Here is a 15,180-nt window from a genome sequence, read left to right as displayed (position 1 = left end):
TCAGTCCTTGGTGACCCGGTTGATTTCCGCCAGGCTGGTAATGCCCTGCATGGCCTTGATCAGTCCCGAGGTTCGCAGGTCGTTGAAACCGTCCTTGCGCATCTGGATATCAATTTCCAGCGCGTTGCCTTCGGCCATGATCAGGCGTTGCAGCTCAGCCGTGTTCTTGACCACTTCATAAATCCCCACACGGCCCTTGTAGCCGCCGTTGCAATGATCGCAACCGACCGGCTCATAGATCGTGAACTGACCGAGGCGTTCCTCGGGGAAACCCTCCGTGAGCAACACTTCGCGAGGAACATCCTGGGGCTTCTTGCAATGGCTGCAGAGTTTGCGCGCCAAGCGCTGGGCGATGATCAGGCTCACCGAGGTGGCGATGTTGAAGCCGTGAATGCCCATGTTGTGCAGGCGGGTGAGGGTTTCCGCCGCGCTGTTGGTGTGCAGGGTCGAGAGCACCAGGTGACCGGTCTGGGCGGCCTTGATGGCGATCTCGGCGGTTTCCAGGTCGCGGATCTCACCGACCATGATCACGTCCGGGTCCTGCCGCAGGAACGAGCGCAGGGCCTGTGGAAACCCCAGGCCCTGCTTGGCATTGACGTTGACCTGATTGATGCCTTCCATGTTGATTTCCACCGGGTCCTCGGCGGTGGAGATGTTGATGTCCACGGTATTGAGGATATTCAGCCCGGTGTACAGCGACACGGTCTTGCCCGAACCGGTGGGGCCGGTCACCAGAATCATGCCCTGTGGCTGCTTCAGCGCCTCCAGGTACAACGCTTTCTGGTCCGGCTCATAGCCGAGGGCGTCGATGCCCATCTGCGCGCTGGACGGGTCGAGGATCCGGATCACCACTTTCTCGCCCCAGAGGGTCGGCAGGGTGTTGACCCGGAAGTCGATGGATTTGCTCTTGGACAAGCGCATCTTGATCCGCCCGTCCTGGGGTTTGCGTCGTTCGGAAATGTCGAGGCTGGCCATGACCTTCAGGCGCGCGGCGATGCGGTTGGCCAACTGGATCGGCGGCTTGGCCACCTCGCGCAGCATGCCGTCGGTGCGCACCCGTACGCGGTAGGTTTTTTCGTAGGGCTCGAAATGCAGGTCGGACGATCCGCCCCTGATGGCGTCGAGCAGCATCTTGTGAACGAAGCGCACCACTGGCGCGTCGTCGGCATCCTGCCCGGCGATGCCGTCCTGGCGGTCGTCGATCGACTCGATGTCCACGCCATCGAGGTCGACATCGGCCATTTCCTCCAGGCCGGTAGAGTGATTGTCGAAGAACTTCTCGATGGCGTCGCTGAGTTTGTCGTCCTCCACCAGGATCGCTTCGGTGGTGAGCCCGGTGCTGAACTGGATATCGTTGATGGCCTGGTGATTACTCGGGTCAGAGACCCCGACGAACAGTTTGTTGCCGCGTCGCCACAGCGGCAGGGCATGGTGCTGGCGAACCAGTTTTTCGCTGACCAGGTCTTTGGGTTGCGCTTCCTTGTCCAGCTTGTGCAGGTCCACCAGCGGCGTGCCGAAATGCTCCGAGGCGATTTCGGCGACCTGGCGGCTCCTGATCATCTTGTTCTGCACCAGATAGCTGACCAGCGAGATCTTCTGGCGTTGGGCTTGCTGAGAAGCCTGTTGCGCGCTTTTGTCGGTGAGCAGTTCGGCGAGGACCAGTTGTTTGGCCAGGCCGCTTAGAGCGATGTCATTCATGGGAATACCGGACGCAGACAGTTCATGACTTATAGCCTAGACAACCGATCGAGCCAAACCCGCGGCGTTGAAGTGACAAAAAGTGTCAGATAGTGCGGATCCTCGGGCCGCCAGGCTGTAGGTCAGGCGCGCCGTGCCCTGTAAAAAAGGCCATGAAAGGGTTGGCATGGGCTGTGCTGAGCTTGTTCCGATCATGAGATTTCGACTCATGCATGGAGCTTGTCTATGAATACTCAGAAAGGTTTCACCCTTATCGAACTGTTGATCGTGGTGGCGATCATCGGGATTCTGGCGACGTTCGCGATTCCGGCTTACTCCAAGTATCAGGCGCGGGCGAAGGTGACGGCGGGGTTGGCGGAGATTTCTGCTTTGAAGATCAATTTTGAAGATCAGATCAATAAGGGGACTGACCCGACGCTTGCTCTGGTTGGTGGCACCCTGACCACAACAAACTGCACAACAGCCGTTACAGGTTCAGCTTCCGCGGGTACAGGTTCGCTTGAATGCACGATCCTTAATGCCCCGGCACCGGTGCTGAACAAGAAGGTTACTCTGGCCCGTAACGCGACCACCGGTTGGGCTTGTACCTCTACCGTGGGTGCCGAGTATCTGCCAGGCGGTTGCGTCGCTGTCCCATGATTTTGTGATTGTTTCCGTGAGAAGGCCTCGTCTGATGACGAGGCCTTTTTTGTTGGGCTCAACGGGTAGTCCGGAAAACCTCGACAATTCATGGCCTTACGCCCATCAAAAAATCTGCAACTTGCATGTAGAAATTTCCCAAGTCATGCAATTTGCATGATTCCGGAATTTGCGAAAAAACATAACTATTTGATTTTTATGGATTTTATCTCTGTTTCAAAACTGGCACACCGTTCGCAATGTACTGAGTAACCCTGCTGACAAAACAACCAGCAGACTTTTCCAGAAAAACAGGAGTTACTCGTATGAAGAAGTTCGCTATCGCTGCTGCCACTGCTACCGCGCTGACTCTGACCATGGCCAACGCTGCGTTCGCTGCCCAGGCAACCCAGGCTCCAATGGTGTTGGCTGCCGGTGAAATGACTCAAGCCAAGGAAGCCACTTCCGATACCTGGATCACCACCAAAGTCAAAGCTGACCTGGTTACCGAGAAAGGCATTCCGGGTACCGATATCAAGGTTGAAACCAACAAAGGTGTGGTTTCCCTGTCGTCCACCACCGCGGTGACCGAGTCGCAGAAAGACGTTGCGGTGGCTATCGCCAAGAAAATCAAAGGCGTCAAGGCGGTTTCCGCTGACGGCCTGAAAGCCGAGTAAGGCAAAGGCTTCTCGCCTGGACCGGGAGAAGACGCGGTAGACGGGCCGAGTCATACGTCTGCCGCCGTTTTTGAGTTCATGCGAACGGCCATAGGGATGTGGCCATTACAGGCCCTGGGCATTCGGTGTTCGGGGCTTGTTCTATTTGGGGGGAGGGAGTACATATCCGTTTTTTTGGTAACGGCCGCTTAGGGTTCCGCCCTTACGGCGGGTCCCTTTTGGCAAACGCCCCAAAAGGAACCAAAAGGTCTCGCCCCAGCGTACGGCCCCTCGCCAGGGCTCGGGGTTCCTTCGCTCCGGCATCCATCCGGGGACATCGCCTCCGGTTTGCTGCGCTGCACCTCCTCTCGATGTGTGCGGCTACGCCGCACGGCGCTGCGCGCCTTCTCCCCGGATGAATGCCTCCACTCAGCCTGCCGAAGGGGCGGGTGGATCAAGAGCAAGATCAAAAGCTTTCAAGGCGAGCTAACGCTCGGCCTTGTGGTTTGGTTTGGTTTGGTTTGGTTTGGCTGGCGCTGTCCCTGTGGGAGCGGGCTTGCTCGCGATGGCGGTGTGTCAGCTGCATTGAGGGTGGCTGATGCGACGCTATCGCGAGCAAGCCCGCTCCCACAGGTGATTTGTGTGGGGGGATCAGTTGCCGCGTTTGCTGGTGATTTGCCGCAGGCGGTTGCCTTCGAAGCGCAGGTATTGGTACATGCCGCCGTTGGGGCCGTAGGTCCATTCTTCGACCTGGAATTCTTCCCGGCGGTTGGCGCTGCGTTTGTAACCCAGCAGGTCACGGCTGACGGGTTCGCCGCATTTTTGCAGCACTTCGCTGGAGCGATCCCCGACGCTGACCAACTGGCTGCCGCAGCGCAGGGTGTCGGCGGCCGAGGCATGGGCCGCGGTGATCGCCAGGGTCAGGCCGAACAACAGGTGCTTGATCATCATTCGGCATCCAGGTGCATGGGTGTCACCACCCGGCCATCGCTTTCCGCCTGGCCGAGGCTGGCGTCGATGAAGTACACGCGATCGTCGGCCAGTTGGCCCTTGTCCACCAGGTAATCCTTGATGCTGCTGGCGCGGTCCTGGCCCAGTTGGCGCAGGAGCACGTCGCTTGAGCTCCAGAACTTGATCACGTCGGCGCGCATTTTTGCCGTGCGCTCTTCCTTGCCCAGATCGGTCCATTCAGCCGGTGGCTGGGTTTTCAGACGGGTCCGGTAGATGCCTTCGAGCAGCGGACCTTTCTCGCCCTCCGGGACTTGCAGCAACGATGCTTGCGCCGGCACTTTGTCGCCGCGACGCTGGAGCATTTTGTAGTAGTTGTATTGGTACTCGCGCTCCAGGCGCTGTTCGGCAATCAGCGGGCCATCGCTGCTGGCGGCGGCCGTGCCTTCGATTTCCAGGCGCAGGGCCGGACGTTCTTTCAGGGCCTGGGACAGTTTGACCAGAGAACCTTCGGCGTCTTTGCTCAGGTCGCTGGAACCCGGCGCGAACGACACCGTGCCCAGGTCTTCGGAACCGCCGCCGCTGATCAGCCCGCCAATCATTTTGAACGGTGCAGCCGCTGCCTTGACGATCAGGTTGCGCAGGGTCTGCCAGACAATCGGCATGACGCTGAATTGTGGGTTGTTGAGGTCGCCGGTTACGGGCAGTTCGATGGAAATTTTGCCGTCGACGTCCTTGAGCAAGGCGATCGCCAACTTCAATGGCAGGCTGACGGCGTCGGGGCTGTCGACCTTTTCCCCGAGCTGCAACTGCTCGACCACCACTTTGTTTTCCGCTTTCAGTTGGCCCTTGGTGATCAGGTAGTGCAGGTCGAGGTTGAGCCGGCCCTTGCGGATGCGGTAACCGGCAAACTTGCCGGAGTAGGGCGTCAGCGTGGTCAGTTCCACGCGTTTGAAGCTGGTGGCGATGTCGAGGCTGGCCATCGGGTCGAACGGGTTGACCGCGCCTTTGATGGTCACCGGCGCGTAACGGTCGACCTTGCCCTTGACGTCCACCGTCGCCGGTTTCGCCTGGCGGCTGTCGATGGTGCCGATCTGGCCGTTGAGCTGCTGGATGGCGGTGGCGAAATTCGGCGTCAGGCTGAAGTCGGCGAAGTTGGCCGAGCCGTCGTTGATGGCAATGCCGCCGATATGGATCCCCAGCGGTTTGTCCTTGCCGGCCGCCGGTTTCGCCGCAGAGGTCTTGGCGCTGGAATCAGCCGGCTGCGGGATCAGCAGGTCATCGACGTTGGTGGTGCGGTCATCGTTGATCATGAAGCGCACGTAGGGCTGGAACAGGTTGATCCGGTCGATCGACAGGCTGTCGCCATGCTGGTAGTTCAAGCCTTCGACCACCACCTGTTGCCACTTGAGGAAGTCGCGGGTTTTCAGGGTGTCGAGGGTGTGCAACTGGTCGATCTGGGCGCGACCGGTGACGCTCAGCGCCAGGGGCTCGACGCTCTTCAGGTTGACCGCCAGGTCGCTGCCAAGCATGCCGCTGCGCAGTTCAAGGCGAATGAACGGGTTGATGTAGGACTGGGCGACGCGCAGGTCGATGTCCTGGGTCTTGACCTTGAGGTTGGCGCTGACGGGCGCCAGGTTGACCTCGCCCTCGGCGTTGATCCGGCCTTGTTTGCCCACGCCGGTATCGAGCTTGAGGGTGAAGGGCGAACCGTTGAGGCTGTCGAAATTCTGCAGGTCCAGGTTCAGCGGTTTCAGGTCCAGGGCCACGGCCGGCTGTGCCTTGCGGTCGGCCAGGTGCACTTGGTAATCGCGCAACTGCACATCCTTGAGCAGCACTTGCCAGGGTTTGGCAGGGGCGGGAGGCTCTTTTGGCGAGTCGGCTGCGGCGGGTGTTTCGGCGGGTTCCGACTTGGCCTTCACGGCTTCCTTGGACGGCTGGCTGGCGAACAGCTTTTGCCAGTCGAGCTGGCCGTCGGCTTCCAGTGCCGCCCAGGTTTCCAGTTTCTGGCTGCGGATTTTGCCAACCTCCACTTGCTGTTTAGCCAGGTCCACGGTGGTGTCGGTGACGTCCAGGCGCTCGAGTCTGGCCAGCGGACGACCGTCCGGAGCCTTGATGGCAAACGGCGCGACACTGACGGCGACGTTGCTCAGCAGCAGCTCGGTTTCCTTGGACAGGTTGAGCTTGTAATCCGTACTCAGGCTGACCACGCCGTCTTCGAGGACCAGCGGCACGGCGTCACGCACGTAGGGCCAGAAGGCTTTCATCTTGCCGTCGGTGATCTTCAGCGTGCCCTCGGAAGCGATCGGGATAAGGCTGAAATTGCCGCTCCAGTCGATCTGCCCGCCGTTGGGGCCCACGGCCACCAGGGTCATGTCGGCGCTGTCTTCGGGCAGGGTGCTGAGGTTCTTCAACTCGAAGTCGAGTTTGTCGTAGACGAATTCGATCGGTTCGCTGGGGCGCTCGTCGAGAAAATGCACGGCGCCACCGGCCAGGTTGATCCGGTCTATGCGCAGCGGAAAAGGCTTGGCGTCGGGGTCGGCGGGTGTGGGCTCGCTGGCTGGCAGCTTGAACAGGCCGAGCAGATTGAGCTTGCCGTCCTTGTCGAAGAGGATTTCAGTCTTGGGTTTGTCCAGCTCGATGTCGGCCAGGTGCAGGGCCTTGGTCCACAGGCTGTCGAGTTGCAGGTTGGCGTACAGGCGTTCGAAGCCCACCTGTTCCTTGCCCGGCTCGCCAATGTTCAGGCCCCACAGGGTCAATTCGAGGCTGAAGGGATTGAGTTCGATTCGCTGTAGCGTGGCGGGCGTCGTTGCGTAGTTGGCCAACTGCTGGTTGACGATGCGCAGGGCGATGCCCGGCAAAATCAGAAAGCCCAGCAGGCTGTAGAGGGCCAGAGCAGTCAACAAGGCGCCGACGGCGCGAATCAATCCTTTGTACATGTGTGGCTTCATCTGTCTGAATCGGAGTGCCTTGGAGTATGGCACGCGTTTCCGGTTCCGAAGTAATCCGGCCACTCACGACTTTTCGGATTTATCCGACAGGGTTCACAGCTGCAGGATCAGGGTTTTCAGCGGTGGTTGCTGGTCCATCGACGGGAAGTCGGCGGCGGGCTTCATCACTGACCATTCACGCACCGGGCGCCCGGCTTTCTCGGCGCAGCGCAAGACCTGCTCGCGCCATTCGTCCATGCCGACTTTCGCCAGGTTATTGCAGCAGATCAGCACGCCGTCCTCGGCGGTGGTCAGCAGGGCGGGCTTGAGCAGGCTCTGGTAGTCGCGCAGCAGGTCGACGGTGCCGAACGCACTCTTGGCCCAGGCGGGCGGGTCGAGCAGCACCAGGTCGTATTGGCGCTGTTCCATGCGAGGGTAGCTGGGCAGTTTCTGCCCGCGACGCTGGCTGATGGGCAGGCCGGCCAGTTGGCGGATCGCCGGGAAATAATCGGACTGGATGAATTGCATGGTCGGCAATTGCGGGTTGAGCAGGCCGTTTTCGCGACCGACCGCCAGGTTGCCTTCAGCGAAATCCAGGTTGCACACCTCACGCGCACCACCGGCCGCCGCGCTCAGGCCGACGCCGCAGGTGTAGGCGAACAGGTTCAGCACGCTCTTGCCCTGGCTGTGTTCCTTGACCCAGCCACGGGTGTTGCGCAGGTCGAGAAACAGCAGCGGGTCCTGACCGGCATGGCGGCCGCGCACGCGGTAGTTCAGGCCCCATTCATGCCCGACCAGGTCTTGCAGGGCGGCGTCCTCGGCTTTGTAGACGGCGTCTTCGCGGTCGATCCGCGAGTTGCCCCGGGAACGGTCGTTGTAGACCAGCAGGGTGTCGAGCCCCAGGTGCTGATTGATGATCTGGTGCGCTTGCAGCAGCTCGTCGTGTTCCAGTGTCTGGTGAAAGCTCTGCACCAGCAATTGCGGGCCGTAACGGTCGATGGTCAGGCCGCCGGCGCCTTCCTGGCTGCCATGGAACAGGCGATAGCAGTCGGTGCCCTGCTGGTGCAGTTCGGACAGCAGCTCCTGGCGATTGTCGAGGGCGGCGCGCAGCGCCTGGTTCAAGGAAGACATGCTGGGCGCCTTGCAGGAGGAATGGGGCGCGGGAGTTTAGCAGTTTGGCGTCAGGCCGAGGTGAAGCTATCGCGAGCAAGCTCGCTCCTACAGGGGTATGCAGATTCCCTGTAGGAGCGAGCTTGCTCGCGATCTTTTACTGGTTCAGGCGCTTATCAACCAGCTCCTGCACCACGCTCGGATCGGCCAGGGTCGAGGTATCCCCCAGGCTGTCCAGCTCATTGCAGGCAATCTTGCGCAGGATCCGCCGCATGATCTTGCCCGACCGGGTCTTCGGCAGGGCCGGTGCCCACTGGATCAGGTCCGGTTTGGCGAAGCTGCCGATTTCCGAACTGACGTGGGCCAGCAGGTCCTTTTTCAGCTCGTCGCTGGGCTGGGTGCCGTTCATGGGCGTGACGAAGGCATAAATGCCCTGGCCCTTGACGTCATGGGGGTAACCGACCACGGCGGCCTCGGCGATGCTGTCGTGCAGCACCAGGGCGCTTTCCACTTCGGCAGTGCCGATGCGGTGCCCGGAAACGTTGATCACGTCGTCGATCCGCCCGGTGATCCAGTAGTCGCCGTCCTCGTCGCGGCGGGCGCCGTCGCCGGTGAAGTAGTAACCGGGGTAGGGCTTGAAGTAGGTGTCGACCATGCGTTGCGGGTCGCCGTAGACGCTGCGGATCTGCGCCGGCCAACTGGACTTGATCGCCAGCACGCCGCTGCCGGGTCCCTTGATCTCCTTGCCGACTTCGTCCAGCAGCACCGGCTGCACGCCAAACATCGGTTGTGTGGCGCAACCGGGCTTGACCTGCTGGGCGCTGACCAGGGGACTGAGCATGATGCCGCCGGTTTCGGTCTGCCACCACGTATCGACGATGGGGCAGCGCTGCTCGCCGACGGCGTTGAAGTACCATTCCCACGCTTCCGGGTTGATCGGCTCACCGACACTGCCGAGCAACCTGAGGCTCGCCCGCGAGGTTTCCTTCAGCGGTCCCGCCCCTTCGCGCATCAGCGAACGCAGGGCGGTCGGCGCGGTGTAGAAGATGTTCACCTTGTGTTTGTCGATGACCTGCCAGAAGCGTGAGCTGCTTGGGTAGCTCGGCACGCCTTCGAAGACCAGCGTGGTCGCGCCGTTGGCCAGCGGGCCGTAGACGATGTAGCTGTGGCCGGTGACCCAGCCGACGTCGGCGGTGCACCAGAAGACTTCTTCGTCGCGATAGTCGAGCACGTACTTGAAGGTCATGGCCGCTTGCAGCAGGTAGCCGCCGGTGGTGTGCAACACGCCCTTGGGTTTGCCGGTGCTGCCGGAGGTGTAGAGGATGAACAGCGGGTCCTCGGCGTCCATCGGCTCGGGCGGGCAGTCGTCGCTGACGTCGCGCAGGGCCTGGTGATACCAGATATCGCGGCCCTCGACCCAGTTCACCTGGCCCTGGGTGCGCTCGACCACGATCACCGTGCTGACGTTCGGGCAACTCAGCAGCGCCTTGTCGACTTTCTCCTTGAGGGACACGTATTTGCCGCCGCGCACGCCTTCATCGGCGGTGATCACCGTGCGGCAGTCGGCGTCGAGAATGCGGTCCCGCACCGAATCGGGAGAAAACCCGCCAAACACCACCGAATGCACCGCACCGATGCGCGCACAGGCGAGCATCGCGTAGGCGGCTTCGGGAATCATCGGCATGTAGATGCACACCCGATCGCCTTTCTTCACGCCACGGCTTTTCAGCACGTTGGCCAGGCGGCAGACGTGGTGATGGAGTTTTCGATAGGTGATCTGCGCGGATTCGGCGGGGTCGTCGCCTTCCCAGATGATGGCAGTCTGGTCGCCGCGGTCTTTGAGGTGGCGGTCGATGCAGTTGTAGCTGACATTCAACTGGCCGCCGGCAAACCAGCTGGCTTCACCGGTTTTCAGGTTGTAACGCTGGACGGTGTCCCAGGGTTTGCTCCATTGCAGAAAGCGCGTGGCCTGTTCCGCCCAGAATTTGCTGGGGTGTTCGACGGATTCTTTATACAGGCGCTGGTAGTCGTCTTGACTCAATTGTGCAGCCCGGCGGACGGCATCGGCTTTGGGGAACGTGCTGATATCGAACATGACGGTTCCTTATTCTTGTTTTGCGACAAGAGTAAAGATGCGCCGAGAAGGGAAAGGGTTCAACCCGGTTGCCCAAATCTCGGTTTCCCCGCAATACAACTGTGGGAGCGAGCCTGCTCGCGATGGGTAGTTCAGCCAACATCAATGTTGAATGAAAGACCGCAATCGCGAGCAGGCTCGCTCCCACAGGGGGGGTAGCAGTGAGGCTCTGGATCAGCCGCGGTGACGACCGCGGAAGTAGTTGATCAGGCCCTGGGTGGACGCATCCTCGGCAGCCGTTTCTTCGCTGCCGACCAGGCGGTTGTACACGCCCTTGCCCAGTTCCTTGCCCAGCTCCACGCCCCATTGGTCGAAGGCGTTGATGCCCCAGACCACGCTTTGCACGAACACCTTGTGTTCGTACATCGCCACCAGTGCACCCAGACGACGGGGGCTGATGCGTTCGACCACCAGGGTGTTGCTCGGACGGTTGCCCGGAATCACCTTGTGCGGCGCCAGTTTTTGCACGTCGGCTTCGGCCATGCCCTTGTCGCGCAGCTCGGCCTCGGCCTCGGCGCGGGTCTTGCCGAGCATCAGTGCCTGGCTTTGCGACAGGCAGTTGGCGTACAGCCACTGGTGGTGGTCAGCCACCGGGTTGAAGCTGACGATCGGCACGATGAAGTCGGCCGGGATCAGTTGGGTGCCCTGGTGCAGCAACTGGTGATAGGCGTGCTGACCGTTGCAGCCGACGCCGCCCCAGATCACCGGGCCGGTATCGGTGGACACCGAGGTGCCGTCCTGGCGCACGCTCTTGCCGTTGGATTCCATGTCCAGCTGTTGCAAGTGCTTGGTGATGTTACGCAGGTAGTGGTCGTACGGCAGGATCGCGTGGCTCTGCGCACCCCAGAAGTTGCCGTACCAGACACCGAGCAGGGCCAGCAGCACCGGCATGTTCTGTTCGAACGGCGCGCTCTGGAAATGCTGGTCCATGGTGTAGGCACCGGACAGCAGCTCCTTGAAGTTCGACATGCCGATGGCCAGGGCGATCGGCAGACCGATGGCCGACCACAGCGAGTAACGCCCGCCGACCCAATCCCACATCGGGAAGATGTTTTCTTCACGAATACCGAAGGCCACCGCTGCCGCGTTGTTGCTGGAAACGGCAATGAAGTGCCGGTACAGCTCGGCTTCCGAACCGCCCTGCGCCAGGTACCAGGAGCGAGCAGCCTGGGCATTCTTCAGGGTTTCGAGGGTGTTGAAGGATTTCGACGACACGATAAACAGCGTCGTTTCGGCGCGCAGCTTCATGGTCAGTTCGTGGAACTCACTGCCGTCGATGTTCGCCAGGTAATGGCAGCGCACGCCTTTTTGCGCGTAGGACAACAGCGCTTCGGACACCAGCTCAGGGCCGAGGAACGAGCCACCGATGCCGATGTTCACCACGTCCGTGATCGGCTTCTCGGTGTAACCGCGCCACAAACCATCGTGGATACGGCCCACGAGGTCGGTGATCTGGTTCAGTACCTTGTGAACTTCCGGCATCACGTTGACGCCGTTGACCGACAGTTTGTCGCCGACCGGGCGACGCAGCGCGGTGTGCAGGGCCGGGCGGCCTTCGGACGAGTTGACGATTTCGCCTTCGAACAGTGCCTTGATCGCGCCTTGCAGATCCACTTCGTTGGCCAGGCCGACCAGCAGGTTGCGCGTCTCGGCGTTGATCAGGTTCTTCGAGTAGTCGAGAAACAGGCCGCAACTGCTGAGGGTAAATTGAGTAAAACGCTGCGGGTCGGCATTAAAGGCCTCGCGCATGCTGAAATCCTGCATGGCTTGGCGGTGATCATTCAACGCCTGCCAGGCGGGCAGAGCGGTCACATCGTGAGGAGTGCGGTAGTACGCCATCGCTGCGGGTTTCCTTTTTACTTGAACGGCCTTTTGAACACTAAAAATCCCGGAGCGCTGCGGGTGGGCGTCCGGTCAGCTGCGTCGACACGATTTCATGGCACAGGGCGAATACAGTAAACCTCGCGCTGCAATCTGTCTTGACTTTGTCTGACCCGTTCCCGGTACTTTTTTGTACCTGAGGCCGGGAACGGTCCGACAAACGGAAAGGCGCGGCGGTCAGGCGACCTGGACCGGGATGGCGTTACTGGTGTGGCTCAGCTCATTGCCTGGCGCCATGTAGAGCATGCGCGGCTTGAAACTGGCCAGCTCGGCCTCGCTGTAGTGGGCGTAGGCGCAGATGATCACACGGTCGCCGACCTTGGCCTTGTGGGCGGCGGCACCGTTGACCGAAATGATCCGCGAACCCTCTTCGCCACGAATCGCATAGGTGGTGAAGCGCTCGCCGTTGTCGACGTTGTAGATCTGGATCTGTTCGTACTCGCGGATGCCGGACAGGTCCAGCCATTCGCCGTCGATGGCGCAGGAACCTTCGTAATCGAGAACAGCGTGTGTGACTTCGGCGCGATGCAGCTTGGCCTTGAGCATGATGGCGTGCATGAGTGTTTCCCAAGTCTAAAGGAACGTTACATCCCTGTAGGAGCGAGCTTGCTCGCGATAGCGGTGTGTCAGCCAGCCTTTTCGTGACTGACACACTGCCATCGCGAGCAAGCTCGCTCCTACAGGTTCAGGATGGATACCCAGGTTCAGGAAGCGTCGAGATCCAGGTGCAGGTTGTCGATCAGGCGCGTGGTGCCGAGGAACGCGGCCACCAGGATCACCAGGTCGCGATCCTCTGCCGTTGCCGGGCGCAGGGTCAGGGCATGCCGGATTTCCAGGTAGTCGGTGCGCAGGCCGGCGGCTTCGAGCTGCTGGCGTTGCGCGGCGATCAGGGCTGGATAGTCGCGTTCGCCCTGTTTGATGGCTTCGGCAATTGCCGACAACGTGCGATAGACCACGGGTGCCACCGCGCGCTGCTCTTCATTGAGAAAACCATTGCGCGACGACAGCGCCAGGCCATCGTCGGCGCGTACGGTCGGCTCGCCGATGATCTGGATCGGCATGTTCAGGTCCTGCACCAGCGCACGAATCACCGCCAGTTGCTGGAAGTCTTTCTGGCCGAAGATCGCCAGGTCCGGCTGGACCATGTTGAACAGCTTGCTGACCACCGTCGCCACACCTTCGAAATGCCCCGGACGGCTGGCGCCGCACAGGCCTTCGGACAATTGCGGAACGCTGACGCGGGTCTGGCCGGTCATGCCGCCCGGGTACATTTCGTCAACGGTCGGCGCGAACAGCAGGTGACAACCGGCTTCGAGCAGTTTTTCCTGGTCGGCCGCGAGGGTGCGCGGGTACTTGTCGAGGTCTTCGCCGGCGCCGAACTGCAACGGGTTGACGAAAATGCTCGCCACCACGAAGTCCGCCCGTTGCGAGGCCTTGGTGATCAGTGCGACGTGACCGCTGTGCAGGTTGCCCATGGTCGGGACGAAGGCGATGCGCTTGCCCTCGCTGCGGGCGCGAGCCACGGCTGCGCGCAGTTCACGTACGGTTTTTACGGTGTTCATGCAGAGAATCCGTGTTCGATGCCAGGGAAAGTCGTTGCCTTGACCTCGGCGACATAGGCGCCGAGCGCCGCCTGAATGCTGGTCTGGCCGTGCATGAAGTTCTTCACGAATTTCGGCACGCGGCCGGTGATCGACAGGCCGAGCATGTCGTGCAGCACCAGCACCTGGCCGTCGGTGCCGTTACCGGCGCCGATACCGATGACCGGGATGCCCACGGCCTGGGTGATTTCCTGGGCCAGTTCGCTCGGTACGCACTCCAGCAACAGCATGGCTGCACCGGCCTGCTCCAGGGCGATGGCGTCGGCGCGCATCTGCCGTGCCTGGTTTTCGCTGCGGCCCTGGACTTTGTAACCGCCCAGAATGTTCACCGCCTGTGGTGTCAGCCCCAGGTGCGCGCACACCGGAATACCGCGCTCGGCCAGCAGACGGATCGAGTCCGCCAGCCACAGCGCGCCTTCGACCTTGACCATGTGCGCACCGGCCTGCATCAGCGTGGCGCTGTTGCTCATGGTTTGTTCGAGCGTGGCATAGGCCATGAAAGGCAGGTCGGCGAGGATCAACGCGTCAGTGTTACCGCGTTTCACGGCGGCGACGTGGTAAGCCATTTCGGCAGTGGTGACCGGCAGGGTGCTGTCGTGCCCTTGCAGAACCATACCAAGGGAGTCGCCCACCAGCAGCACTTCGACACCCGCCTCATTGCAGGCGTGGGCGAAAGTGGCGTCATAGCAGGTCAGCATGGTGATTTTTTCACCTTTTTGCTTGAGACCTTGCAGCGTGGTCAGGGTGATGGCTGGCATGAAAAGTTCCTCGTTCAGGCGCTATGGAAACTACTGCGAGTAACGCGCGTGATTCTTCGTTAAATACAGGCGCACGCTCTGTTGTCGTGCTTATAAGGCCTGGATTGCGCCCTTTAGCGCCTTGTTGGCGGCAGCGGGACGCCTATAGTCGTGAGGAGAACTCGGGAAGTCAATTACGTGTGTTACCGCAATGTTACGACTGGGGTGTTACCGAAGGGGACTGATGCGATTCAGCACTGGCAGCACATGACTCCCCTGTAGGAGCGAGCTTGCTCGCGATAGCGGAGTGTCAGTCACTGCTGAGGTGACTGTCCTATCGCAATCGCGAGCAAGCTCGCTCCTACAGGGGGGCGTTTTCAGTGCTGCGGGAGGCGTTCCAGCCCGACGAACGGGCAGGCAGCGAGCAGGTCGGCCAGTGGGCGGCCATCCGCCAGGCGCAGGTCGGCGGGCGCCAGCTCGGCCAGCGGGTACAGGACGAAGGCACGTTCCTGCATGTGGTAGTGGGGCACTTTCAGGCGGGGCTCGTCGATCAGTCGATCGCCAAACAGCAGGATATCGAGGTCCAGCGTACGGGGCCCCCAGCGTTCGAGACGCTCGCGGCCCTGGCCGTTTTCGATCGCTTGCAGCGCATCCAGCAGCGTCAGCGGCGCCAGCGCGCTGTCGAGGGCCGCCACCGCGTTGGTGTAGCGCGGCTGGCCAGGCAGCAGCGAATCGCTCTGGTAAAACGCCGACACCCCGGCCAACTCGGTTTGCGGCAACTGCGCCAGCGCATCGAGCGCGCTGCGCAATTGTTCGGCAGGGTCGGCCAGGTTGCTGCCCATGCCGATGTAGATGCGCTCCATAGGG

General features: G+C 61.3%; 12 protein-coding genes. 2 read left to right on the top strand and 10 right to left on the bottom strand.

What is annotated here, in order from left to right:
* Entirely contained in the window at nucleotides 1-1,698 is a 1,698-nt protein-coding gene (gene pilB / locus ABVN20_RS09580; protein WP_368555400.1) for a type IV-A pilus assembly ATPase PilB, read from the bottom strand.
* A 225-nt stretch (nucleotides 1,699-1,923) separates the two neighbouring features.
* Between pilB and ABVN20_RS09575 the strand changes: the two genes are divergently transcribed.
* Both ABVN20_RS09575 and ABVN20_RS09570 read left to right on the top strand, forming a co-directional pair.
* Complete coding sequence (locus tag ABVN20_RS09575) at nucleotides 1,924-2,337, top strand: pilin (protein ID WP_368555399.1); 414 nt, start codon at nucleotides 1,924-1,926, stop codon at nucleotides 2,335-2,337.
* A gap of 305 nt (nucleotides 2,338-2,642) precedes the next feature.
* Nucleotides 2,643-2,993, top strand: a complete 351-nt coding sequence (locus ABVN20_RS09570) for a BON domain-containing protein (RefSeq protein WP_368555398.1) — start codon at nucleotides 2,643-2,645, stop codon at nucleotides 2,991-2,993.
* Between the two features lie 630 nt (nucleotides 2,994-3,623).
* On the opposite strand, the gene ABVN20_RS09565 is transcribed toward ABVN20_RS09570, so the two are convergent.
* The 9 genes from ABVN20_RS09565 to folK all read right to left on the bottom strand — a co-directional run bounded on the left by ABVN20_RS09565 (nucleotide 3,624) and on the right by folK (nucleotide 15,176).
* Nucleotides 3,624-3,920, bottom strand: coding sequence for a DUF2845 domain-containing protein (locus ABVN20_RS09565; protein WP_368557690.1), 297 nt, complete (start codon nucleotides 3,918-3,920; stop codon nucleotides 3,624-3,626).
* A complete protein-coding gene (locus ABVN20_RS09560) occupies nucleotides 3,920-6,871 on the bottom strand; it encodes a DUF748 domain-containing protein (RefSeq protein ID WP_368555397.1) in 2,952 nt (983 codons plus the stop codon). The genes ABVN20_RS09565 and ABVN20_RS09560 overlap by 1 nt, the downstream gene beginning before the upstream one ends.
* A gap of 93 nt (nucleotides 6,872-6,964) precedes the next feature.
* Nucleotides 6,965-7,981, bottom strand: coding sequence for a class I SAM-dependent rRNA methyltransferase (locus tag ABVN20_RS09555; RefSeq protein ID WP_368555396.1), 1,017 nt, complete (start codon nucleotides 7,979-7,981; stop codon nucleotides 6,965-6,967).
* Nucleotides 7,982-8,117: 136 nt separating this feature from the next.
* Complete coding sequence (gene acs, locus ABVN20_RS09550) at nucleotides 8,118-10,055, bottom strand: acetate--CoA ligase (RefSeq protein WP_368555395.1); 1,938 nt, start codon at nucleotides 10,053-10,055, stop codon at nucleotides 8,118-8,120.
* Nucleotides 10,056-10,268: 213 nt separating this feature from the next.
* Nucleotides 10,269-11,933, bottom strand: a complete 1,665-nt coding sequence (gene pgi / locus ABVN20_RS09545) for a glucose-6-phosphate isomerase (RefSeq protein WP_368555394.1) — start codon at nucleotides 11,931-11,933, stop codon at nucleotides 10,269-10,271.
* 219 nt (nucleotides 11,934-12,152) lie between these two features.
* Nucleotides 12,153-12,533, bottom strand: coding sequence for an aspartate 1-decarboxylase (gene panD, locus ABVN20_RS09540; protein ID WP_119956178.1), 381 nt, complete (start codon nucleotides 12,531-12,533; stop codon nucleotides 12,153-12,155).
* Between the two features lie 146 nt (nucleotides 12,534-12,679).
* The gene (panC, locus tag ABVN20_RS09535; protein WP_368555393.1) at nucleotides 12,680-13,537 is read right to left on the bottom strand and encodes a pantoate--beta-alanine ligase; all 858 of its coding nucleotides are present in this window, start codon (nucleotides 13,535-13,537) and stop codon (nucleotides 12,680-12,682) included.
* Nucleotides 13,534-14,334: a 3-methyl-2-oxobutanoate hydroxymethyltransferase gene (gene panB / locus ABVN20_RS09530; protein ID WP_368555392.1), complete on the bottom strand. Its 801-nt coding sequence runs from the start codon at nucleotides 14,332-14,334 to the stop codon at nucleotides 13,534-13,536. The genes panC and panB overlap by 4 nt, the downstream gene beginning before the upstream one ends.
* Before the next feature lie 356 nt (nucleotides 14,335-14,690).
* Complete coding sequence (gene folK / locus ABVN20_RS09525; protein WP_368555391.1) at nucleotides 14,691-15,176, bottom strand: 2-amino-4-hydroxy-6-hydroxymethyldihydropteridine diphosphokinase; 486 nt, start codon at nucleotides 15,174-15,176, stop codon at nucleotides 14,691-14,693.
* Between the last annotated feature and the right edge of the window lie 4 nt (nucleotides 15,177-15,180).

It is taken from the genome of Pseudomonas sp. MYb118 (genome assembly GCF_040947875.1).
Lineage (GTDB): Bacteria > Pseudomonadota > Gammaproteobacteria > Pseudomonadales > Pseudomonadaceae > Aquipseudomonas.
This window is presented reverse-complemented; position numbering and strand designations above follow the sequence as displayed.